General features: G+C 50.9%; 15 protein-coding genes. 10 read left to right on the forward strand and 5 right to left on the reverse strand.

What is annotated here, in order from left to right:
• The first annotated feature begins 15 nt into the window (after positions 1 to 15).
• Positions 16 to 1,551, forward strand: coding sequence for a type 2 lanthipeptide synthetase LanM (locus EI291_RS15030; RefSeq protein WP_125421585.1), 1,536 nt, complete (start codon positions 16 to 18; stop codon positions 1,549 to 1,551).
• A 1,058-nt stretch (positions 1,552 to 2,609) separates the two neighbouring features.
• Here the strand turns inward: EI291_RS15030 and EI291_RS15035 are convergent.
• Positions 2,610 to 3,416, reverse strand: a complete 807-nt coding sequence (locus EI291_RS15035; RefSeq protein WP_125421588.1) for a response regulator transcription factor — start codon at positions 3,414 to 3,416, stop codon at positions 2,610 to 2,612.
• A gap of 2,144 nt (positions 3,417 to 5,560) precedes the next feature.
• Here EI291_RS15035 and EI291_RS15040 point away from each other — a divergent pair.
• A complete protein-coding gene (locus EI291_RS15040) occupies positions 5,561 to 6,214 on the forward strand; it encodes a helix-turn-helix transcriptional regulator (RefSeq protein WP_125421591.1) in 654 nt (217 codons plus the stop codon).
• Positions 6,215 to 6,294: 80 nt separating this feature from the next.
• Positions 6,295 to 6,624, forward strand: a complete 330-nt coding sequence (locus EI291_RS15045) for a hypothetical protein (RefSeq protein ID WP_125421593.1) — start codon at positions 6,295 to 6,297, stop codon at positions 6,622 to 6,624.
• A gap of 27 nt (positions 6,625 to 6,651) precedes the next feature.
• On the opposite strand, the gene EI291_RS15050 is transcribed toward EI291_RS15045, so the two are convergent.
• Positions 6,652 to 7,593: an IS630 family transposase gene (locus EI291_RS15050; protein ID WP_125421597.1), complete on the reverse strand. Its 942-nt coding sequence runs from the start codon at positions 7,591 to 7,593 to the stop codon at positions 6,652 to 6,654.
• Positions 7,594 to 7,767: 174 nt separating this feature from the next.
• Between EI291_RS15050 and EI291_RS15055 the strand changes: the two genes are divergently transcribed.
• The 6 genes from EI291_RS15055 (at position 7,768) to EI291_RS15080 (ending at position 18,261) form a co-directional block, all read left to right on the forward strand.
• Positions 7,768 to 8,292 carry a cyclic nucleotide-binding domain-containing protein gene (locus tag EI291_RS15055; RefSeq protein WP_125421600.1) on the forward strand — a complete coding sequence of 175 codons (525 nt, stop codon included), beginning with the start codon at positions 7,768 to 7,770 and terminating at the stop codon, positions 8,290 to 8,292.
• 889 nt (positions 8,293 to 9,181) lie between these two features.
• Positions 9,182 to 10,732 (forward strand): TolC family protein, encoded by a 1,551-nt coding sequence (locus tag EI291_RS15060; protein ID WP_170172663.1) that lies wholly within the window; start codon positions 9,182 to 9,184, stop codon positions 10,730 to 10,732.
• 4 nt (positions 10,733 to 10,736) lie between these two features.
• Positions 10,737 to 11,999: an NHLP bacteriocin system secretion protein gene (locus EI291_RS15065; RefSeq protein WP_125421606.1), complete on the forward strand. Its 1,263-nt coding sequence runs from the start codon at positions 10,737 to 10,739 to the stop codon at positions 11,997 to 11,999.
• A gap of 11 nt (positions 12,000 to 12,010) precedes the next feature.
• Entirely contained in the window at positions 12,011 to 14,200 is a 2,190-nt protein-coding gene (locus EI291_RS15070; protein WP_125421609.1) for an NHLP family bacteriocin export ABC transporter peptidase/permease/ATPase subunit, read from the forward strand.
• Positions 14,201 to 14,211: 11 nt separating this feature from the next.
• A complete protein-coding gene (locus EI291_RS15075; RefSeq protein ID WP_125421612.1) occupies positions 14,212 to 17,127 on the forward strand; it encodes an NHLP bacteriocin export ABC transporter permease/ATPase subunit in 2,916 nt (971 codons plus the stop codon).
• A 3-nt stretch (positions 17,128 to 17,130) separates the two neighbouring features.
• On the forward strand, positions 17,131 to 18,261 hold the full coding sequence (locus EI291_RS15080) for a DUF7005 family protein (protein ID WP_125421615.1): 1,131 nt from the start codon (positions 17,131 to 17,133) through the stop codon (positions 18,259 to 18,261).
• Positions 18,262 to 18,694: 433 nt separating this feature from the next.
• Here EI291_RS15080 and EI291_RS15085 read toward each other — a convergent pair whose 3' ends face one another.
• Both EI291_RS15085 and EI291_RS15090 read right to left on the reverse strand, forming a co-directional pair.
• Positions 18,695 to 19,168: a Crp/Fnr family transcriptional regulator gene (locus EI291_RS15085; protein ID WP_125421618.1), complete on the reverse strand. Its 474-nt coding sequence runs from the start codon at positions 19,166 to 19,168 to the stop codon at positions 18,695 to 18,697.
• A 225-nt stretch (positions 19,169 to 19,393) separates the two neighbouring features.
• Positions 19,394 to 20,308, reverse strand: a complete 915-nt coding sequence (locus tag EI291_RS15090) for a transposase (RefSeq protein WP_170172664.1) — start codon at positions 20,306 to 20,308, stop codon at positions 19,394 to 19,396.
• A gap of 578 nt (positions 20,309 to 20,886) precedes the next feature.
• Here EI291_RS15090 and EI291_RS15095 point away from each other — a divergent pair.
• Positions 20,887 to 21,138, forward strand: coding sequence for a hypothetical protein (locus EI291_RS15095; protein ID WP_125421624.1), 252 nt, complete (start codon positions 20,887 to 20,889; stop codon positions 21,136 to 21,138).
• A gap of 326 nt (positions 21,139 to 21,464) precedes the next feature.
• On the opposite strand, the gene EI291_RS15100 is transcribed toward EI291_RS15095, so the two are convergent.
• Positions 21,465 to 23,354: a glycoside hydrolase family 13 protein gene (locus EI291_RS15100; RefSeq protein ID WP_125421627.1), complete on the reverse strand. Its 1,890-nt coding sequence runs from the start codon at positions 23,352 to 23,354 to the stop codon at positions 21,465 to 21,467.
• Positions 23,355 to 23,456 lie beyond the last annotated feature (102 nt).

Below are 23,456 nucleotides of genomic sequence, written 5' to 3' on the forward strand. Positions count from 1 at the left end.
GCAACTAAGCATAAAATGGTTAGTCAATCTCCGTACCAGATCAAAGAAAGCTACCGATCAATTCCGTTTGTGGAAGTCGTGTTGCGGTATACTGAAGGTTTTATGGACAACCCTAACTTTGAATTGTCGGATTTAGCAAAAAATAAGTTAGAATACAATCTACTACAAGAATTAAGCTCTATTGCTGAAGTTATATTACAAGAAGAATTAGATACTTTTGTTGCCGATGGCAATTCTAGTTTTGAGGAGTTCGTAGGAAAAATGGATCTGTTGTTGGCCGTGAAGTATCCTGTTTTAGACAGAATACTTAAATTAAAGGCCAGTAATTTTTCAAAACATATTCATAATATTACCCGCCGATTCCGAGAAGATAGTGCAAGACTAAAAAGCACATTTAATTTAGAGGACATTACAATCAAAGATATTGATGTAAACCTCGGCGATGGTCATAATGGTGAGGGTACATCCTTAGTGCATTTATCAAATGGAACGAAATTGATATATAAACCAAGAAATATAAACATATGCAATTCTTATAACCATTTTATTGAATGGGTTAATTCTAAACTTGAAATTAACTTAAAGACATTCAAGGGGCTTAATTGCAATAATTATGGCTGGTTGGAATTTGTCAATTACGAAGAAGCTTCCTCAGAAGCGGATTTGCAAGATTACTACTACAAAGCAGGAGCCCTGCTAGCAATTACTTTAATTTTAGGCAGTAAAGACTGTCATCACGAAAACATAATTGCGTCGGGGAATAATCCATTTGTAATCGATCATGAAACCATTATCCAGCCGTTTTTTAATATTAAAGCCTTCCGGACATGGGATTCCCAATACAAAACGCCCCTTTTTTCGGTATTAGAAAGCTTTCTGATAGTGGATCCAGCCTCTGGATCACCTTTAGACATTGTGGGATACGGAGTGAAAGGAAATATCGAAGTTGTCGAATTAGAGAAAAAAGTGATAAACCCTAATACTATAAATTCCAAAAGAACTACTCGATTTTCTACAAGAAAGGTAATAGACAAAAATATTCCATTATTAAGAGGAAAATATATTTTTGTTGATACCTATAAAGAACATTTTATTAACGGGTTTTCTGCAACATATGACATGCTTTCAGATTCAAAAGACGAACTGAAAGCAACAGATTCTCCGCTCAATTTCTTTGTAAATAATGAAGTGCGTTATGTTTGGCGCCCGACTTTTGTATATTTTAAAATTTTAAAATATATGAGATCAGCATCTTTCATGTCAAGTGATGAAGTGTATTACTCTGCACTACGCAATTTACTATCAAAAGCTTTCCGAGAAGAAAATAAAAAAGACTATGACTTTATACTTGATTTTGAACTAAAGCAAATGGTCAATGGCGATATTCCTATTTTCAATCTCGACAGCTCAGATAATACTTTGGGAGGCAAAAATTCACCAAAAATATTTGAATACAGCTGTCTTGAAAATATACGCCACCGAGTGGATTTATTAACACCAGAACATAAAGAAAAGCAGTTGGAGTACATTCTTCGATGGATCAATTCCTAGCTTGCTTGAGCATTCAATCTCACATACAGTTTAATTTTTACAGTTGTATAGCTCTTCAATTTAGTGCATTAATTTAGAGCCCTGATTGTAAATTGCTTAAATTGAAAAATAAACGAGCCATCCAGTTGCTGGATGAGTTCATCTACTCCGGTCCGCTTTAGGGTGAAGCGCCATCAACTCTTACCGACTCGTAATGGCAAGCGAGTGCGCCGCAGCAACTCTTGGGCCGTTAATGTTTGCTTCAAGTCGCTAATGCGCTACGTGGGCCTTACGGGCTGTCAGAGGTGCCGCCTGCCGGGGATTACTACTTCCGGCGTTAGCGTGGGCAACACGTCTAAGCCGACCTTGACGACACCGTTATTCTGGCCGGTCAACCAGCGGTTAACCGGGCGCCCATTTCTTTGCGTGTGTGCGTGGACAGGCTAAGCGTCAAGCCGCTCCCGTGCCTTTTGGAACACTGGGTCATCGAGAGAGGCAAGCGCGGCAACAAACGCAAACGGCAGCGACGTAAAGAATTGCCGTTTTGCCTGCCACGTGCACGCAGCCAACAGCCACTACGGTTTAACCAGCCGGGCTTTACTGCCCCCTGGCCGGTCATGCCCGTCGCCCGGCCACGGTGTTGACGGACAACGCCCACCGGCGCGCTTCGCCGCCGGTGTCGGCCTGTTGGGCTTGGCACACAAGGTAGCCGCCCACCCCCACGGTCCACGCCTTTGTCCCGGTAGCCCAGGCCTGGGTCGTCAAGTGCACGCTTGCCAGCCTGGCCCATCTTGGCCGCTTGGCTGTGGACTATGAATGTGGCCTGGCAAGCGTTGAGACCTGGTTACCTACAGCCAACTTAACCAACTCCCTTAAATCCCAATACGTTCTGAGCTGGTGAGTTTCCGCTCGGTTGGGGCTATAGCTTAAGCAAGTAGTTCTACAAGCAAAGATGATTGACTAACATCAGGTGTACATCCGCGAAGGAGTCCAGCGGCACACGCAGGGCGTGCAGGTGCAGCATGCGCTTACTGGGTTCTGAAACAGGAAAGCTATTTTCTATTTTTAGAACCAAGGAGTCAAGACTTGGAGAGCTTAACCTGCCAAAATATATTAAGGTTATTGTTTACAGCGTAAGAAATGGCCTCAGTCATGCTGTTTACGCCCATCTTCTCAAAAAGCTTTCTCCGGTGGAATTTAACTGTATCTGGAGATACAAAAAGCATCTCCGAAATTTCATTGATTGTATGCCCTCTAACGGACAATTGCAAAATTTCTGTTTCCCGATCCGATAGTTTCATCTTCTGATCGGGTCGCCATACATTTTCCTTAAGGTCGTATGCATAGACCTTGTTCTCTCCACTCTTGTGAATTCTTATGTTGCCTGCAGTTCGCTCAGATGAGAGTGAAACGATACACAATGCTTTCCAAATCTTTCCCTCGTCGTTAAAGAATATAGGAGTCAACTTCTGATTGATCAATATCAGTTTTCCTTCCTGGTTTCTTAGATGGAAGTCGTATGAGATTGAGTAATTACTGCGGTCTTTCAACGGGATTTTCTCGTAAAACTCAAATCCGACCGTGTTGATTTTCAGCAACAACTCCAAGTCTTTATCGGGAACGTACTTGAAATAGTAGTTGTAGCCCATTTCCTGCACCTGGGTCGCCGTGTTGCCACACAAGAATAACGGGTTATCGGAGACGTACTCAAACCCCTGTTTCATGTAGTCTATCACGTATATACTACTGTTGGTAGCTATTGCAAAAGCTTTTACACAGTCTAAATAGTTGAACTGCTGTCCGTGTTCCTGCTTGATGTGAGGAATGGTGTTGGCACCGTTGAAAAACGAGCTTACCTCCTTCTTACCACTCGAAGTTACCTTCATCTGTTCAGTTTAAGTTAGCTTCCTTTTACTGCTTAAAGTAACATTCCGTGAAAGTAGCTATTGTATTTATCCTTTAAAAATCTAGATAGTTCAGGAGCGGTTATTAAGTAAATCGTGGTAAGGACACAAATAGTGGTTTAAACAAACACCTGGGGCAGTAGTGGGCCCTTGAGCACTTGGTGTAGGTGCTGGTGATTGTACTTAAAATCTCCGGATACCATATAGTAAAATGGTCCGGGTGGGCCGGGCAGTCTAAGAAGGTGTTTTCAAGCTGCTGATTGTAAAGGCTTTTGGGGGCGATTGGTAGGCCATTATCGAGTGGCAACGGGTGTGGCTATAGTACTCTGATACAGATAAACACGCTTTTTTGTGCATCTGCCAAATCGCGCTAGACAGGCCTGTTCCCTGCTTTAAGTTCTATGGTTGAGCGTCACGACCACAAGCTCTCGGGCTGCGCATTGTCCAGGTACTCAGCCCGCCGGCTTGGCAGCATAGGCAACCATATGCAGCCACCATGGCCCAGTAGGCGCTACCGCAATACTGCCCGTCTCGGTCAGGAGGCACCAACAGACCATCAGCGGGAGTACGGGCTAGCAAAGCCTAATGCAAGGAGCTGAGCTCAAGTTCTTCCGGCATCGTCTTGCGCACCTGCGCGCCCACCACTTATTGGGTAAAGCTGTCCTGGAAGCGTACTGGTAGGCCCATGCCCTCGGTTCCAGGGGCCTGGGGTCAATAGGCGATATCGCTACCCCAGAATAAGCTCCTCTGGGCCGCCTGGTTGAGCAAACGGCTGGGGCCCACGTGCTGGCCCTCTTCCCGCAATTGAATAGTGCAGGCGACTGGTGCCAGCGCGCTTGTGGTGGTAGGCAAAGGCCTTTTCCAGTGCTGATTTCCACACCCTGGGCGCCGCACTGGCAGCAGGCGAGGGAGTTTATTTGAGCCAGGTATAATAGCGAGCGGGGGCCACTTCCACTACCTTGTCCGGTAACCGGACGCAAAAGCTACCGCGCTGGTGATCCGTTAAGGATAGCAACTAATAGCACTGGGGACTGGCGGAAAAAAAGTCGTCTTTTTTTATAGAATCTCCAACTCTTGCGCCAGCCGGCGGTGGACAGCACGCAACTGACGCACTTCGGGCGCCATGGCCGGGTCTGCAGGCAGGACGGGCTGGGCATCGCGTTGCAACTGGTGGAGCGGCTTGGGATCCAGGCTCAAGGCCCGAGCGGCAAATGGGGACGGGCGTTTCTCGGCGACCATTTGCAGGGTTTCTGGGCTGCAGGCCGCTTTTTACTTACCGTATTTATCGGGCTTTTACATAGGCAAAAATTACCCCCTTTTTGTCTCGCTCAGCTAGATCATCACATAAAACAACTACAAAGTGTAGTCGTTCGGCCCTCTTTGATATACTACAATATAGTGTAGTAGCGGGGCTTTTAGCCTGGGGTTTATTTGTGTCTAATCCCTATAATAAACATGAATATTACCCAAAATTACTTAGGGCAGTTGGAGCTGGGACTACTTAGTGAGTTGGCAGCATTTGTAGTAGGGGAAAACTTCAGTCATCACTCCGTAACATGTCCCGAGGTGGATGTACAACGTGACGTGCATAATATCTACTGTGAAGAGTTGCACCATCTCGAAAACTCAAGGTTTTACATTGCCCGGGATTCAACCGGTACTATTCAAGGCTCCATAAGACTCACCAAGTGGGACTACAAAGCGAAGTTACCCATACAAAAGATCTTCGACATTAACCCGATTGACACCCTGGACTGCACTCACAATGTGCCTTCTATCTGGCACATCGGCCGGTTTGCTACGCGCAGAAGCAATACAGACAAGACTATGTTCAAAAAACTCATGGTCCACGCCGTGACACCTATTTGTAAGGAGAAAGATAGTGTAGCATTCGCCGAGTGTGACAGTAAGCTACTAAGAGTCTTGAACATCCTTGGTATCGAGTCCCGGATAATTGGCAAGTCGGTGAATTACTTGGGATCGGAGACTATTCCTATCTCAATAAGTGCCCAGGGGCTAAGCAGATTTTACCATAAAAATAAGGACCTAGTGAGAGTCGAATAGTCTTTCCAAACAAGTCATAACCAGGTGAACGAAGTCTACTCCTAACAAAAACTGTCACAACAATGAATCAGGCAGAAAATCAAGTCATTGATTGGGATGCTCCCAACCTTTTAGAACAGCTTGTTCGGAACATTAAAGCTCCTTTGGAAAACATCGCAGCTGCGGGAAGGAACAGCGACGATTACAATAAAGGCAAAATAGAAGAGATAATATTTTCTAGTACCAAGGAGATAAATGACATCATAGAAGCGATAGTGGCCAAGAATAAAGCCAGAGCGCTTAGCTTAACCCATGAAAGCCGCCCCGACATATTTGAAATCTATGAGACTAACGAGAATGTTAGACAGATGTGTACAGATGCCGTAACTCCTCAAAAAGTGACAAAAGTCGATCAGGAGTGGTTGATGCTTCTCGAAAAAGAGGTTTATGACAACCTAAGCAATAATTTCATGAATTTGTATGATCTGTCATGCAGAATGGCGGTAAGCGAGCGGCAATTGTATAGAAGACTTTTGAGTCTGGTGGCCCTAACCCCTAATAAGTACATTCGCATCCTGCGTTTGCACAAAGCAAAGCAGATGATTGACAACTTTGTAGAACATTCCATTCCCCAGATCGCCTACGCAGTAGGCTACAACGACGTGCATTACTTTTCGAAGCTGTTTGCGAGTCAGTACAGTGTTTCTCCAAAAGAACTCGTGGGTTCTCTACGGTGAAATGATATCGGTTTTACATTTGAAGCCAGCTATTTCCGAGTCGATTGTAAAACTCAATTTTACGAAATGAAACCCACCCTATGAATTTAACCGAACAACAAAAAAAAGGGCAAGAAGTCCTATTCAGGATAATTTCCGAAGCTTGGAAAAATGATCAATTTAAACAAGCCTTGCTTGCCAACCCGAAAGAAACGCTAGAGCAGACCTTCGGTAAGAAATTCTCCTCTGTAAAAAGAATTAAGGTCACCGATCAGTCTGATCCGTCCTATTTATACATCAATATTCCGGTTAAGCCAGATGCTGATGTTAAAGGGCCGACCCAGAACCAGAAAGGGAATAAGTCAGCAGCGGATTCAAACGGTAACGGCTTTGTTATGACCGATTATAAAACACTATATGACTCATTATAGCGGTTTCGTGAACGGTTTGCCCCGCACTCAGGCGGATCGGGTGTGGTAGCCGCAATGGTCAAACCAGTTGCGGGCGTCTTGACTGGTAATCCAGCCGATGGCCTCGTGCAGGGCCGCTTCCAGTTCGGCTAGCGTGCGGGCAGGGGCGGCTCGCAGTTTCGTTTTGAGCTTGCTCCAGGCCTGCTCGATGGGGGTAAAATCAGGCGAATAAGGCGGCAAAAAGACCACCTCTATCCCACGCTTGGCCAGCCACTGGCGCAGCCCACTCAAGTGGTGGACGGGCAGGTTGTCGAGCACCAGCACGTCGCCACGCCGCAGCGTTGGGGCCAGGCAGCGGGCCACATAGAAGGCAAACCGGCGCTTGGTCAACGCCCCCTCCAGCAGTTGCATTGCGCCCAATCCACGCACCGACAAGGTGCCGATGAGCGTGCGGGATGGGCCGCGCTTGAGCGGCCGCGCGCCGCGTACGCGCTGTCCGCCCACCGCCCGGCCGTGGGTACGGACGTAGTTCAGGCGCAGCCCCGTTTCGTCCAGAAAATGAAAGCGGGCTACGTCCCGGCGCGTGCAGACGGTTTCCACGTGCTGGCGCCGGGCCACCTGCACGTCCGCCCGCTCACGCTCGGCCGGGTGTGGGCTTTTTTTACGCCGCAGCCGCTGCTCATTCAGCACCTGCCAGATGCAGGTCTGACCCACAGGGCGCCCGCCCTGGGCTTGCCAGGCCTGGTTCACCTCTGCCAGCGTCGCATCGGCGTGCTGCAGCACGTAGGCTACCAGCCAAGCCTGCGCCGCCGCATCCAGGTAGCGGGCACGGCCGCCTGTGGCGGGCTTGGGAGCCGCTTCGCGCCGCATCAGGTCTTTGACGAACGAATGGCTCACGCCAAAACGCTGTGCCACCTCTGCCTTGCTAGCGCCCGGCTCACGACAGGCAGCCGCTACGCGGCTGCGTAAATCAAGTGAATACGGTTTCATCCGCTGCTGTACGCCGTTGACCAGTTGAAGGACGAACTGTTCCCGAATCCGCTATAGATAAGTCGAATTCGTAAAATGTCGTTTATGACAGTCATTTTTACCAAAATGCCTTTTTAGGGCATAGTACGTTTGTAATGAAGCAAAAACAATTTCTAAATCTAAATAGAAGCCATTATGAAACGCGTACTTTTTTTCCTGGGTCAGTTAAATGACAGAGACGTAGAATGGATGCTCCAAAACGGTACCAGATTAATGCTGGATGCTGGTGACCAGCTTATCACCAAAGGAAAAGCAATAGATAGCTTATACATCGTAATCTCAGGGCAATTAGCCGTGTATGTAAATAGCAGCCACAACAAATGTATCGCCAAGCTGGAATCAGGCGATATGGTTGGCGAAATGTCTTTTCTAGAATCTCGTCCCCCTTCGGTATCGGTAATCGTCACTGAACCCTCTACCATTTTCCAGATCTCCCGTGATAAAATCGACGCCCGGCTCCTGAAGAACGCTGAATTCAAAGCAAACTTCTACCACGCCCTGGCTTTGTTCCTATCTAACCGATTGAGAGGAACGACCGATCAGCTTGGATTTGGAAATCCAGAAGAAGAAGACATGCTGGAAACTACCGTTTTGGATGGAGTCGCTCAAGCAGGCTCGCGGTTCGTCCAGATCATACATCGGTTCTCAGAAGCAGCCTGAGCCGTCACAGCAATACAGCGTATAGTGGAGATCGTGGAGTACCCGGTGCGAATATTAAATAGGCCGTGCTTTTACGCTGTAAGTACTTGTCGCCAACGTGGAAACGCAACCTTTCGCCTCTCTTGGCACTGGGACGACGGTTTCGACGAGTAGCCCCGCAAAGGGTCGCGTTTTGACAAGCACTGAAACTGTTGAAATTGACATAGAAGCTGTTTAGAAAGTGCTCCAGCACGCTATAACAATAAAGGCACCCACGGTAGGGCGAGGTTGGTTGTACCTCAACCTCTTTTCGCTCTTTCCTGGAAGTCTTGTCCAAAGGAATCATTTCGAGCTGGATGCAACGCCATCTGCCTTTTCACTCGCCCGGTCGTCGGCGTAAGATCCAGCCTAAAGGTGGGGTCGGAGCCATCGTGTACTAATCCCAAACGGCTTGCTAGTGGCACTGCTTGCCCGCGCAACAACTGCTGCCGATCCAGCGATCCAGCTAGCAAGGTGTGTACAATCATTCGACGAATGGCGTAAGCAAGGAGCTTGGAACCAGACTTGGCAACGCGTACGGCATCATCGCCCCGCCCCTGAACCCTTCCGGCATTGAATTCGCTGGCAGCTGTACATCGGCTCAAAACGGCGGAACTGCAATTGGCTACCAGGGCCGCAAAGTGGCCCTAGTCATTAACGCCTATTTCTACAAGACGGTAATCGTGCGTTACGAAATCTGTCCGAAGAAACCAGCTCGCCTACCCTTGGCTGGGCGTTGCGGTGCTGCTGTCGCGTAAAATTTCCCTTTCACTGCATTCCTAAACAGCTTCGTAAATCATTGGCCACCCAGAGCATTGTAAATTAAATAATTTATATAATGAGATACCTTAAATACGTCATGCTTTTCGCTATGACTCTGTATGCAGCCGACGTATGCAGCCAGTCGAGGATCAAAGCTGACTTGGTTCAGATAGCCCACGGGGCCTTCAGCAAAAACCCGAACATCATTCGAAGCTCTTATGCGGTGCGGAGCGTAACGTCTGACTTGCAGATTCAACGAAGCGTATTCGACCTGAACTCGTTTTCGGAATTGCTTTTTCGTACCGATCAGCACAGTTTGTTGGAGGCTGATCCCAGGAGATCTTACTTAGAAAATGACCACCTGAAGACCAATGTCTTCAATTTCTCCGCTGGAGTTAGAAAGAAGGTTCGTACGGGGCAGATAGCTGAGCTTGGGGTGAACTACGGCTTTACAAACAACAACTATCCATTCAACAACTTCAATCAGCCGGTAAATACCTACTTGGGCAATCATGCAAGCGTGCTCAACTTTTCGCTGATTCAACCTTTGGCCAGGGGGCGGGGAAGAAACGTTGCCACGGCACTTGAACGGTCGTACGTCCTGTACGTGGAAAACGCCAAGAGCAGCAATGAGTACGTCAACTCGTACGAGCTGTGGCAAATTGGAACTGCTTACTGGAATTACTACACGGCGTACAAGAGTCTCGACATCTACCGGCAGAGTGAAGCCAGAATTCGGAGCGTTCTGTCCGTAACGAAGGACCTGGTCGAAGGCGATAAGAAGCCAGCCGGCGACTTGATTCAGATTAAGGCCGACTTGGCCAGTCAGGAAAGACTGACGATTGCTGCTGAACGAGAGTTGTACGCAGCCAAGATGCAGTTAGGAAAAGTGGCCGGTCTGAGTAGCGAGGAAAGTCAGCTATTGGATATTCCTGCGAATGATTACCCGACTGTCACTCAGTCATTATACAAGAAGGGTATAGATCAAGCGGATTTCATCAGAATAGCCAAAGAAGAAAGAGCCGATTTACGGGCAGCTAAGCAGGGGAACGACGCCCTAAGGCAGCAGTATCAGCTGGCGGAAAACAACGTCAAACCCCAACTCGATTTAACAGGATTTTTCTCCTACGGCAGCGTAAGTACCGGAAACGGTGCAAACGACATGCTCTCTTCGTTTACCAACAGTCTCGGCAAAACGATCGGAACTGGTGCCAAGCTGACGTTCACATTTCCAGTTAGCAACAACCTGGCAAAAGGAAACCTGCTGAAAAGCTACGTGACGTTGAATGATCAGGGCGTGATCCTCAACAACATTGAACGCACCATCGCTCTGGAAGTAAGTAACGATGTGAACTTCCTGAATAACAGTGTTTCCAACTTAGAGAAGGCGGAAGAAATCACGAACTATAACCAAGAGGTGTTCAACAACGAGCAACTTAAGTTTAAATCGGGTCTGACGACGCTTTTGAGCCTTATCCTGTTCCAAGAGCGTCTTACCTCGGCACAGTTAAGCCATCTTCAGGCTTATCGGCAGTTTGCTGCGGCCATAATCAATCTTAGACACGATACGGGAACGTTGATCGACGCTGATACTAAAGGATTTACCATCGATCAGCAGGCTTTTTACACGATCCCAGAAATATCCAATACCAAACGCTAAAAGTATGGCCTCAAGTTTTCTAAGAAAGTCGGCTTTAGAAAAGCTGTCAACCCCCGAAAAGCTGGATCAACTCATCCAGGTTACCAGCCCAAGGGCGTGGATTGCGCTCCTCGTTGTCTTCGTCGCGCTTGGTACGGGTGTGGCCTGGTCGGTCTTTGGTCGGGTAAGTACAAAACTCAATGTCACGGGGGTGGTGCTGGGCGGAGAAGTCCACGAGGTAGTAGCCACGTCCCAGGGGCAACTGACGGAACTACATGTTTCCATCAGCGACAAGGTAAAAAAGGGGGCCATCATCGCGACCGTGCAGCAACCGGAGCTGCTCCAGAAGATCGAAGATGCCAAAGCTATTCTAGCGGAGCAGAAGCTCGAAATGAACAAACTCGTGTCCTATGGTAGCAAAGGAACGATGTTGGAAGGGGAGTTGATGAGCCAAAACCGGGTAAGTATTCAGGGCGAAGTCGAAGCTGAAAAAAAGAAGCTGATATTCCTCAAAAGTCAGCTGGAATCAGAAACCAGGCTGCTGGAAAAAGGACTCATCGTGAAAGCGCAGCTTGCCAGTACAAAGCAGCAGATTGATGCGTCGAAGAATACGATGGAGCGTTTGAAGGGACAGATGGCCGAAGTGTCCAGTCGGCAACACGACGTGGGCTTTGGGATACAGCAAAAAATTGCCATCCAAAAACAACGTATAGCTGAAGCCGAGCGGAATTTTCAGTTTCTGAACGAGCGCTACGACACGCAATCAAATATAAAAAGCGCTTACAGCGGGGAAGTTGTCGAAGTTCTGGCCGATGCGGGTAGCATGGTAGGCGCTGGCACTCCGCTGTTTAAACTAAAAAACCAGAGTGGAGAGGAATCGGGCACGCTGAAGGGAGTCCTCTATATTCCTTCGCAAGATGGAAAAAAGATAAAGCGCAATATGGAGGCTTTTGTGGTGCCCTCGACGGTGCAGCCACAGGAATATGGGTTCATGAAGGGGAAAGTTACCTACGTATCGGATTTCCCCATCACGCAGCAGGGGATGATGATCTCGGTGAAAAACGATCAGTTAGCCAAAGGCTTGCTGTCTATGGGGCCCCTGTTCGAGGTGCACGTAGAGTTTGAAAAAGATAGTAACTCCTTCAGTGGATTTAAATGGACAAGCGCTAAAGGACCTGATATATCGATAAAAGAAGGAACCTCCTGCATGGGTCAGATTACAATAAAGCAAGAGAACCCCATCACGATAGTGGTCCCCGCATTCAAGAAGTTCTTCAACTTATATTGATATTTTTCAAGATGGCAGCCAGCGCAATCTACCCCATAGGTAAGCAAGCTAAGCCGGTCAAGACGCCTACCATTTTACAGATGGAAAGCGTTGAGTGTGGTGCAGCAGCCTTGAGTATTATCCTAAGCTATTACGGCAAGTTCGTGCCGTTAGAGAAGCTCCGGATCGCCTGTGGTGTATCCCGGGATGGCTTGAAGGCGACTAATATTCTCAAGGCTGCCCGCCAATTCGGACTGGATGCGAAGGGTTATGCTAAGTCGATTGAAAAGTTGATGCAGATTGAGACGCCAGCCGTCATTTTCTGGAACTTCAACCACTTTCTGGTCTTGGAGGGGTTTTCCAAAAACAAGGTCTACCTCAGTGATCCGGCTCAGGGGCGGTATCATGTTACGTACCAAGAGTTTGACGAAGCGTACACGGGCGTCGTCCTTACGTTTAAACCAAACGATCATTTCGAAAAAGGAAATGAGAAACGGGGGTTGGCTGCGTCACTGGCTTCCAGAATTTCGAACTCAAAATTGAGTATCACCTATATCTTTCTGGTGAGTCTATTTCTGGTCATTCCGGGCTTGGTGATCCCGTCTTTTATCCAGGTGTTTATCGATAAATACCTGGTGAACGGTCACTCGGACTTTGTTATGCCCTTGCTGTTGATCATGACGGCCGTGCTGATCATCAATGCCGCCTTAGTCTATCTTCAGCAGTATTACCTGCTTAAATTAGAAACGAAGCTCGCCCTAACCACGTCCAGCAAGTTTCTCTGGCACGTCTTTCACCTACCCATTTCGTTTTTCACGCAGCGGTATAGTGGCGAGATTGGCAACCGGGTGTCCCTCAACGACAAAGTAGCCAAATTGCTCAGTGGGGACCTCGCCAACGCGGTGCTGAACATCATCATCGTCATCTTCTATGCACTTTTGATGTTCTCCTATGATGTATCCCTAACGCTGATCGGGATATGCATGGCTGGCCTCAACGTAATCGCACTTAAGTATGTATCCAGGGCCAGAAAAGATGGCTCTCGCGTGCTTTGCAACGAAACAGGCAAATTGCTGGGGACGACTACCTCGGGCATCAGTATGATTGAGACGCTCAAAGCGTCGGGTCGAGAAAACGACTTTTTCACGAATTGGATCGGCTACTTGGCCAAAGTCATGAATGCCCAACAGGCCTTGGGGTGGTTGACCATACGACTTAATGTTTTGCCCCCGCTGATCACCTCCCTGACCACGACATTCATTTTGGGTTTGGGTGCCTTGCGAATTATGGATGGCGATATGACGCTCGGCGAGTTGGTATCCTTTACGTATTTGATGGGCAACTTCATTTCTCCGGTCAATCAACTCATCTCCGTCGGCACGATGCTGCACGAGACGGAAAGCGACATGGGGCGGATAGATGACGTGATGAACTATGAGCTTGATAGTCAGTTAAAGGCAAGCGAGGAAACGTCTGGCAACGACGCGGGTAGCCACAGTAAGTTAGTTGGCTACTTCGAAATGAGGGATGTGACATTCGGGTATAACACGACGATGTCCCCGCTAATCGAGAATTTCAATCTGAAGCTGAAGCCTGGTAGTCGGGTTGCCCTGGTGGGTGGATCAGGTAGCGGTAAGTCAACCGTAGCCAAGATAGCCTCCGGTTTGTTTCCCTTGTGGAGTGGGGAACTCTACTTCGACGGTAAACCCAAAAGCGAGATCCCAAGGCATGTCATCACCAACTCGTTGGCCGTAATCGACCAGGAAGTGCTTGTATTGAGCGGGACTATAAAAGAGAATATTAGCTTCTGGGATTCCATGATTCCTGATAAACACGTGATCCAGTCGGCCCGTGACGCAGCTATCCACGACATCATCTCCGTCCGGAAAGATGCCTACGACAGCTCGGTCACGGAAGGGGGTGCCAATTTCAGTGGCGGACAACGTCAGCGGTTGGAGATCGCACGAGCCTTAGTCACGAACCCGTCTATTCTCATCATGGATGAGGCAACGAGTGCTTTGGATCCTACCGCCGAGAAAATTGTCATGGACAACATTAAGAAACGGGGATGTACCTGCCTAATTGTGGCGCACCGACTCAGCACAATCATCGACTGCGACGAGATCATCGTCATGGAGTATGGTAAAGTGGTGGAGCGGGGGACCCATCAGGAGTTGCTAAATAAACATGGAGTGTACGCGCACTTGATCGAAACGAAATAAATGCTACTCCTATGTCATCTATAAAAGAAAAGATCTATGTCAGCGGCGAGACTCCCTTCGTACTCAACCGTTCCGACCAGTTTTGGATGGTCCTTGCCGGTGAGGTAAACGTTTTCTACACAAAGATTGATGAGGGCGGAAACTATACCAATAGGCTCATACACCTATACACGGCAAAAAAGGGAGAGTTAGTATTTAGCCTGCTTACTCCGGAAGTTACCAAGAGCACCCGCCTCGTTGCCTTTTCTCCCGCGTCTACTCTGCTGTCAATTGAGAAGACGGATCTTTTGGAGATGGATCATTTCTTTCTAAAGAACATGATCGATAAATGGATTCAGAAAACCTCGTCCGTTGTCAACACCGGGATCGCGCCAAGGGTCTACAAAGCCCTTGACGATTACCAAGAAATGACTCTGGAAGCTAATACGGTTGCTTTCCCCTCCAATGGCATAAGCTGGGTTCACCTGTTGAAAGGAGAAGTTAGTGTATTTGCCGAAAGCACCCATGTTAAGTCAGAGCAGTATTCCGGCTTTTTGGTGCCAGTATCGAATAAACTGTGGCTCAAATCGCTGAAAAACGGGACCGTAGTGCAGCTGTTGAGTACCCGTGAGATACTGCTGCAGGATGAGATTTATTTCCTGCTGTCGTTGAGCAAGCTGGAGGCATACTTTTACGACCAGATTAACAATATCATCGACACGCAGCTCTTCGAGGAGAGTACGTACCTGTCGGAAAAGCTCATCGTTGACCAGCTGGCCCTCGAGAACACACTCGGTCAGATTAAGTCCGTTGTGGCTGGGAACAACAATAACTCAGAGCTCAAGGTCGATAGAAGCCTGAAGCAGCAGAATATTCTGTATTTGACCTGTCAGTTAATTGGTGATCAGATTGGGTTCACGTTAGAAGAGCCCAAATACATTGAGTCGCATCAAAACAATGTCACGAATCAACTGCACCTCATTGCTAAAAGCTCGAAACTGAGAATCCGTAAAATTATTTTGCGTGATACTTGGTGGAAAGAAGAGAATGGCCCACTCCTGGCCTTCACCAAAACGGACAGGACCCCTGTCGCTTTGTTACAGAAGTCATCCAGCAGTTATACGATAAAAGACGTATCGACGGGAAATGAGTCGGTGGTTGATCACCAGATCGCCGAGTCATTAGAACCGATCGGATACATGTTCTTCCCAGGTTTCGATGACACGATGACTTCGGTGAAGAAGGTGCTCTCGTTTGCGCTTCGAAGCGTCGAGAAAGACGCTAAGCTATTGATTTTAGCGGCGTTTGCGGGTAGCCTCATTGGCTTGTTGGTGCCAATACTGTCAGGCGTCATGTACGATGAAGTAGTGCCAACCGCGGATAGATCCCTGCATCTTCAGGTATTCACAATCCTGGTCATGATCGCGCTTGTGAAGGCAGGCTTGCGTTTGGTTGAGGGGGTACTGCAGCTACGGGTCGAATCCAAGTCCAGCATCAATCTGCAGGCCGGAATGATGGACCACATGCTACGACTACCCGTTACGTTCTATAAAAAGTACACAGCGGGCGATTTAACGAACCGTGTACTAAGCGTCAACACGATCCGACAAATCGTCTCCAGCACCTTAATGACGGCCGTGCTGAGCGGGGCTTTCTCATCGGTAAACCTGATATTACTCTTTTACTACGACTCTAAATTGGCCCTGGTAGGGGTAGCCTTAGGAGTGATTGCCGCCGCGTTCATTTTCACGATCGGCTGGCTGAAGCTGAAGTACGACCGCCAGGTTTCCAAGTACCAGGGGGAGATTCAGGGTTTCCTCTTTGAGTTTCTCTCGGGAATCACCAAGATCAGGATAACGGGGGGGGAGCGGAGAGTTTTCGCGCTTTGGGCCAATAAGTTTTCTCTACTGAAAAAGCTTGGTTTCAATTCGGGCACCTACCAAAACTTCGTAGAGACATTTACGGCCTCATACCCGCTGGTTACGACCATTTTCTTCTTCTCTTTTCTATACTATACCCAGTTGCATGCCACCGGCGTAGCGGGTGTACTATCGGTGGGGATTTTCATGGCGTTCATCGTATCATTCAATCAGTTTCTGAACGATAGTCTGCGTCTGAGCATGGCCCTGATAACGTCCCTGAACGTGGTCACGCTGTATGAACGCGTTAAGCCGATTTTATCCGCAGAAACAGAATCAGCCGAGCAAAGTACGGATCCAGGCGAACTGGCTGGGGAGATAGAAATGAATTCTGTGTCCTTCCGCTACAACGAGGACCAGCCCCTCGTTCTGAATGACGTCACGTTCAAGATCAAGCCAGGGGAGATGGTTGCATTCGTCGGTGCTTCTGGATCAGGGAAGTCGACAATCATGCGATTGCTTTTAGGCTTCGAGCAGCCTGAAGCAGGGTTGATCTATTACGACGGAAACTCGTTTGATTTAATGAACAGGGAGTTGCTGCGCAGGCAGATCGGCGTGGTGCTGCAAAACGGGGCGTTGATGTCGGGTAGCATATTCCAGAACATCATCGGCAACTCAGAGCTAACCCTGGACGATGCCTGGGAAGCTGCGAAAATGGCCGGCATGGAGGATGATATAAAACAGATGCCGATGGAAATGCATACGGTGGTGAGTGAAGGAGCCAGTACGTTCTCCGGCGGCCAGCGTCAGCGGCTTATGATTGCGAGAGCGATTGCCCACAAGCCACGACTGCTGTTCATGGACGAAGCTACCAGCGCACTGGACAATCGAACGCAGGGGTTGGTATCCCAGAGTTTGGAAAAACTTCAGGCAACCCGGATCATCATCGCTCACCGACTAAGTACCATCAAAAACGCGGACCGTATTTACGTCCTGGACAAAGGGACCATCGTTGAGTGCGGCACATATGATGAATTGATGGAGAAAGATATGCTGTTCGCTCAACTGGCAAAACGTCAAATTGCATAGATCATGATGGCACACTCGTCAGCCATGGTCTCAATTTATGCTATGGACAGCATAACGGATAAAATGAGTGCGTATTTTCTCAACAGGTTTTGCGAGAATCCTGGTAAGAAAATGGCTACTGTTGATGATGCTTACGTCAGGTCCTGGGAGGGTTACGCAGCAACATATAGCGAAGAAGAAGCCTTTCAGTTGTTGAAAACGTGCTACCCTCAACTCAACTTCCCCATTCAGGAAGGCATCAACAAAACCCAGGATTACATCGATGTGGTGCTAAAGGGGAAATCCTTTCCTGGGAGTGGGGTGAATACACGGCTACTCACCAAACCAGAAGACGTAAGATTTACTTTGCACGAAAGCATTGCGGGGAAAGTCCCTGTGCTGACGGTCGCTGACGATGAGGACTTCGTCAAGATAGTGCAATGCTTACTGTACAAGAACAATCCGACGCCTGTCCCCCATTCCATGGGTGCTCTGCTGCTTAATGGGATAAACAACTGGGATCGAATCAAGGCGCTAAAAACAAAATGGCAACAAAACCATCCCTCAGCGAGCTGGAGCCAGGAGTTTTCTCAGAACATCTTGCCGAATCCTGGATTGTACAAGGATAAACTGATTATTCTGAGCGCAAAGCCTTACAGCGCTATCAGTGCTGACTTCCTGGGTCTTACTGAAGCCGACTGGATGTCTCAGTCGCTTACTTTAAGACTGGAGCATGAATGTACCCATCTGTATACTCTCCGTCGGTACGGCTGTGCTTCGAATAACCTCCATGATGAACTCGTCGCGGACTACATCGGCATCAGCAACACCATAGGATTTTATTCCAAAGAGTGGATGCTGGCCTTCATGGGCTTGGAAGGATACCCCGCTTACAGGCAGGGTGGAAGGCTTGAGAATTACGTGAATCATGCCAACCTGCCTCTTGAAGATTTCAGGCAGCTACTACCAGTGATCAAATGTGCTATCGAGAACATCGCCCGTTTTGACGCGGAGGCAGGAAAGATTCATTCAGCAGCGGATCAAGTAGCGAGGATGGATACGCTGTGCACCACTGATTTGCTTGATATTGCATCGCCAATGGGATCGGGTTTACTTAGTAAAAAGTATAAAGATCTTTATGGCAAGGCCGTATAGAATCAGTTAAGTAACCGTCACTGGTTATGAATCAGGCCAGTTCTACCGGTATCACATGTGTACCATTTATCTACCGAAGCCACCTTTACGGTGGCTTTTTCTTTGCGGTACCACAGCGCGACGCGCTGATTTTCCAGCGACTGGTTCTAAGGCGATAATGACTTATCAGCTTGACGTATCGTTGCTTGCCTTCGGGGCCTGATTTGCGGCCATTTTCGGGCGTTTTACTTCCGAGTCGCTAGTCTGTAAAAACAAGGGTGTATACCGCAAGCGCGGACCCATCCCAGTGCTCCGGCTTACCAAAATTTAACGGCCGATGGCGCAGCCTCCCCACCTGGCCTGCCCGCGGCCTCCCGCCGCGCTTGTCCGGGGACATTAAAGGGTAGCCTTGAACCGAGCGCACCGCCAGGGCCTGGTACGCTACCGGGTAGTTTTAATTGTCGATGGCCGCCAGTGGGGCAGCCGCCGTGGTTTCGTTCTGGCGGCGCAGGCGCTGGCAGAGTACCCGCAGCACGTTGCGCAGCACTTCGCCGCGCTCCTCCATCACGTCGTAGAAGTCGTCCTGGTCGAGCCGCAGCGCCACCACCGGGCCACGGGCCACGGCAGCGGCCGAGCGCGGCTCGGCATCGAGCAGAGCCAACTCGCCGAAGAAGTTGCCCGCCCGAAACGTGGCCAAGTGCTGCGCGCCGTTAAAGATGACCACCTCGCCGGAGTGGACGATGAACAACGACGCTCCAAGGTCGCCTTTTTCAAATATCGCTTCCCCAGCGCGGAAAGCAACTTCTTTCATGATGGGCACGATGGCTCCCAGCACGTTGGCGGGCGTGGCGGCAAACAGGGCGGTGCGCTGGAGCACAGCGATCCGTTCCAGATAGGGGATGGTGGCGGGGGCGGCGTGGTGGCTCATGAGCAGGGCGGTTAGGTCGTATCAACGTCAGCTGCTAGTTCGCGCACTAGAGCCAGTTTAATGGCAAGACCCTTTGGGTCCTGATCCCCCTCCACAGTTAACTCCACCGCGTGACCTGGGTAAAGGTGGCCTGGGTTAAAAGTTTGGTACAAAGATACTGTGATGGTAAGCAAGCGCTAAGCCGCATTTATTTATCTTTGACTTCCTAAAGGAGAACGTGCGTGTTCATCCTGTGTAGCCTCGGCTCACTTCGGTGGCCGGGGCTATTTCATGCCCGCTCTGGTGGGCGGTGGGGTAGTCAGGATTATACGCTTGATCGTTTTTCCAGAGCGAATAGCAAAGCACGAGCAATTTGCGCATGACCGCAATGACGCCCAGCTTGCCGCTGGGGTGACGCGTACGCAAACGGGCATAGAAGGCGATTTGCCACGGATTATAGCGTAGGCTGCTGAGTGCGGGCAAATAAAGCGCCGTGCGCAGGCGTGTGTTGCCGCGCTTGGAGATGCGGGTGGCATGCGACGAGAGGCCGCTTTGCCGTTGCACCACATCCAGGCCAGCGTACGAAGCGAGCTGGCGCTCGTTCTCGACTATGGCAAAGCCGCTGGTTTCGGCTACCACGATGATGGCTGTCGTTAGACCGATTCCTGGAATACTGGTCAGCTGGGCCAACTTGCGCGCCAGCTCCGGCTCGGCTGCCAGCAGTTCCGTCAGGTCCTGGTCCAGCGCTGCCAACTGCTGCAGGATAAGTTGCTGCTGGGCCGCCAGGCGTGTCAGCGTCCGGCTATTGGGCTGGTAGGCATGAACGCGGGCTTTGAGCTGCGCCCCTTGCTTGGTCAGCACCTGCCGCTCGCGGGCCAGGGCCCGCAGCTGCCGCAACGCCGGCGTAGGCGGCCGCCAGGCAGGCAGCGCCCGCTCCAGACCCAACCTGCAGAGCAAGCGCGCGTCCAGCTGGTCGGTCTTGCTTTTGAGTTCGGTGCTGCGGGCAAAATGCTTCACCTTATTGGGCAACAGCACGCTGAGGAGCTGCTGCTGATCGGCTAAAAAGTACGCTAGCTCCTCGTAATAGACGCCAGTGGCTTCGACTACAAACCACAGCGGAACGGCAGCCGCTTGCTGCCGGGCCACCCAGCGTGTTGTCAAAGGTAGTTTCCTTGCCAAATAGCACCTGCTGGTGGCCGTCCACCTGGCCAAAGCAGGCGACAAAGGAGCTCTTGGCAATGTCGATTCCGACAACGTATTCGAGCGGGGGAATCAGGGGTTTTGCGGCGGGCATTGGGCAAGCAGTAAGCAGATGAAACCATCAGCCGGCCAGGGTTTTGCCACAACTTGTCTCGTACAAATACGGGATACCCGCACGCGGCTTAGGTTCCCTCCATACTGTGCAGTCTTCAGGCAAAACGGAAGCAGGGCACGCTTTCTTTGTAACAACGTCGAGACCGCAGCCGCGCGTTTGGTTAAACGTGGTGACCCTGCTTCCTGCTCCAACTGCCCTTCACCGAAAGGCACCGCAATCATACGAGGTTAAACGAGCGGATATTTGGCTATCATTCAAACGTGAACGACTGCGCGTGCCGTTCTCTGTGCGCCACCAGTGAGCCGGGCGGTTGCCCTGAGCTAGTGGACGACTCTATGACAGGACGCAAGTGGTCGGTGCGCGGGTCGTGGCCGGAAGTTTTCTGGGTGACTAACTGTATTCCAGGCATTCTCACCTTGGACGGATGAAACGGTTACGCTACTTCAGCATTTTATTACTCGTCTTTGCTACTTGTAGTGTAGAACGTAAGTCCCCTGCCCCTGCGGTGCAGAAATACTTGGAAGAGGTAGTCAGTATCATGCAAGCCAATTTCATTGATCGGGCGGCCATCGACTGGGTAGTTTTCAAGCAGAATCTTCTAGCGCAAGCAAGCGGCGCCAAAACAATTGAGCAGGCCTATCCAGCGATTGAATTTGCCATCGTGGCGATGCGCTGACCCTGGGTATCCATCAGGTTGATGTGGCGCTCAGTTCCGGCGGGGGCCACCATGTAGTAGGCCCGCACCCTGCGCCTGCAAGTCCGCGACGATGTGACGGCCGTAGGCACCGTTGCCCGCAGACGAATACAACGTATTCAGTAGCCACAGCTGAGTGAATGCCAAGGTCTTGTCCGTCCCGGTGGACCCTATGCCCTCGTAAAAAGGCACCTGATGGATGGTTTGCGGCCGCGGAGCCGGCAACTCGGGCAAAGTTACGATATGGTTGAAGCTCGTGGCACCCGGAATGAGAATCGATGCCATAAGTCTTCGCTATATCTGCGGGCTTAGCGTAGTTCCCAGATTAGGGCGGAGTAGGCCGGCACGGTGGCCGTGCGCAGGTCTGGCACGATGGCCTCAGTCAGCACGTCCTGCGCGGCAGTATAGCCCTTCAGGCGCTCGGCAAACCGGCTCAGCTGCACCGTTTTGGCGGCCGCACCGCAGTTCAGCATCACCAGCACGCTGTGGCCCTGCTGATCGTGCCGGAAGTAGGTGTATACGCCGTCCTCGGGCACGAAGTGCGTGAGCTGGCCGGTGTGCAGCACGGGGTGCGATTTGCGGTACTGTGCCAGGCGCCGCACGAACTCATGCACGTCCTGCTGGGCTGGGGTGCGGCCAGCGGCCGTAAAGGCGTTGCGCGCATCGCCGGGAAAGCCGCCGGGGAAGTCTTCGCGCAGCAGGCCGTCGGGGCGGCTGAAATTCTTCATCAGTACCTCGGTGCCGTAGTAGAGCTGCGGAATGCCGCGCTCGGTGAGCAGCCAGGCCAGGGCCATTTTCTGCTTACGCACATCTTCGCCCAGTACCGAGAACACGCGGTCCACGTCGTGATTATCCAGGAAAATCAGGTTTCGGCTGGCATCCTCGTACATCCAGTCGCCCTGCACGGCGTAGTAGAGCTTGGCCACGCCCTCGGCAAAGCCGGCGGGCTTGGTGAGGCTTTCGAGCAGGGCCTGACGCAAAATGAAATCGATGGCGCCGGGCAGGTTACTCTTAAAGCCGTTGACGGGCGGAAACACGTTGCGCGTCCAGAAGGCCTGCTGGGCCACGCCCTCGGCCTCCTGCATCCAGGTTTCGCCAAACATACCCAGCTGCGGGTACTCGTCAAGAATGGCTTTGCCCCAGTTCATGAGGAAGGTTGGATCGGAGTACGTGTAGGTGTCCACGCGGTAGCCGTCGACGCCGGTGTACTCCACCCACCACAAAAAATTTTGAATGAGGTAGGTGGCCATCAACGGATTTTCCTGAGCCGGGTCGGGCATGGTGGTGTCAAACATGGTGGTACTGAACAGCCGGCGGTCCAGGGACGATGCGTGGGGGTCGTTCACGGTGCCGTTGCGATAGTTGCCCCGCGTGAAGGTGGGCCACTGGTGAAACCAGTCCTTGGCCGGCTGGTCGAGCCAGAGGTAATTGAAGCTGCCGATGTGGTTAAGCACTACGTCGTGCACCACCTTCAGGCCCTGCTGGTGGGCGCGCTGCACAAAGCGCACGTAGTCCTCATTGGTGCCGTAGTGGGGGTCGACGGCGTAGTAATCGGTGAGGGCGTAGCCGTGGTAGCCGGCCTTGGGCATGTTGTTGTCGACCACCGGCGTAGGCCAGATGGCCGTCACGCCCAGCTCTTTCAGGTAGTCGAAGTGCTGCTCGATGCCCCGCAGGTCGCCGCCATGGCGGGCGTACATCGAGTCGCGGGCCACGCCGGGGGCGCGGTTACCCTTCACCACGTCGTTGCCCGGGTCGCCGTTGGCGAAGCGGTCGGGCATGAGCAGGTACACAAAATCGGCGCTGCTGATGCCCTGCACCTTCGACTTGTCGCCGGGCGTAGTGCGGGCCCGCAGCTCGTAGGCGTAGGTGCTTTTCTGCTTGCCGATGAAAGTCAGCTGCAAGTTACCTGGCTGGGCGCTGGGGCTGATGGTCAGATTTACTAGCAGGTAGTTGGGGCTTTCCAGCCGCTGAAAGCCATCGAGCGTCACGCCCGGGTAGCTGGTCAGGCTCACCCGGCTGGTGGCCAGGTCCGGGCCGTGCACCAGCAATTGGAGCTTGGGATTTTTCATGCCCACCCACCAGAAGGTAGGGTCGATGCGCTGGATGGGCGCGACTGGTTTGGCGAGGGGCGCGGCGCTGGCGGACAGCCGGCTCACGAGTACGAGCAGCAGCACCAGCAGGGGCTTGGGGAAAAACATAGGAGGTGGGAAGCGGAGCCGGCCCGGCGGCCGGCGAGTGAATGGATAGGTGATGTCCTGCTCCGGTCGGGCTAGCCAGGCCAGAGTGTTTGGGCAAACCTA

It is taken from the genome of Hymenobacter rigui (assembly GCF_003944715.1).
Classification (GTDB): Bacteria; Bacteroidota; Bacteroidia; order Cytophagales; family Hymenobacteraceae; genus Hymenobacter; species Hymenobacter rigui.

Bases quoted from the DNA above. Each gene is read 5' to 3' on its own strand.
- EI291_RS15080 (WP_125421615.1), top strand. From the start codon at position 17,131: ATGATGGCACACTCGTCAGCCATGGTCTCAATTTATGCTATGGACAGC.
- EI291_RS15060 (WP_170172663.1), top strand. From the start codon at position 9,182: ATGACTCTGTATGCAGCCGACGTATGCAGCCAGTCGAGGATCAAAGCT.
- EI291_RS15095 (WP_125421624.1), top strand. From the start codon at position 20,887: ATGAAACGGTTACGCTACTTCAGCATTTTATTACTCGTCTTTGCTACT.
- EI291_RS15040 (WP_125421591.1), top strand. From the start codon at position 5,561: ATGAATCAGGCAGAAAATCAAGTCATTGATTGGGATGCTCCCAACCTT.
- EI291_RS15055 (WP_125421600.1), top strand. From the start codon at position 7,768: ATGAAACGCGTACTTTTTTTCCTGGGTCAGTTAAATGACAGAGACGTA.
- EI291_RS15100 (WP_125421627.1), bottom strand. From the start codon at position 23,354: ATGTTTTTCCCCAAGCCCCTGCTGGTGCTGCTGCTCGTACTCGTGAGC.
- EI291_RS15065 (WP_125421606.1), top strand. From the start codon at position 10,737: ATGGCCTCAAGTTTTCTAAGAAAGTCGGCTTTAGAAAAGCTGTCAACC.
- EI291_RS15070 (WP_125421609.1), top strand. From the start codon at position 12,011: ATGGCAGCCAGCGCAATCTACCCCATAGGTAAGCAAGCTAAGCCGGTC.
- EI291_RS15085 (WP_125421618.1), bottom strand. From the start codon at position 19,168: ATGAGCCACCACGCCGCCCCCGCCACCATCCCCTATCTGGAACGGATC.
- EI291_RS15075 (WP_125421612.1), top strand. From the start codon at position 14,212: ATGTCATCTATAAAAGAAAAGATCTATGTCAGCGGCGAGACTCCCTTC.
- EI291_RS15050 (WP_125421597.1), bottom strand. From the start codon at position 7,593: ATGAAACCGTATTCACTTGATTTACGCAGCCGCGTAGCGGCTGCCTGT.
- EI291_RS15045 (WP_125421593.1), top strand. From the start codon at position 6,295: ATGAATTTAACCGAACAACAAAAAAAAGGGCAAGAAGTCCTATTCAGG.
- EI291_RS15035 (WP_125421588.1), bottom strand. From the start codon at position 3,416: ATGAAGGTAACTTCGAGTGGTAAGAAGGAGGTAAGCTCGTTTTTCAAC.
- EI291_RS15030 (WP_125421585.1), top strand. From the start codon at position 16: ATGGTTAGTCAATCTCCGTACCAGATCAAAGAAAGCTACCGATCAATT.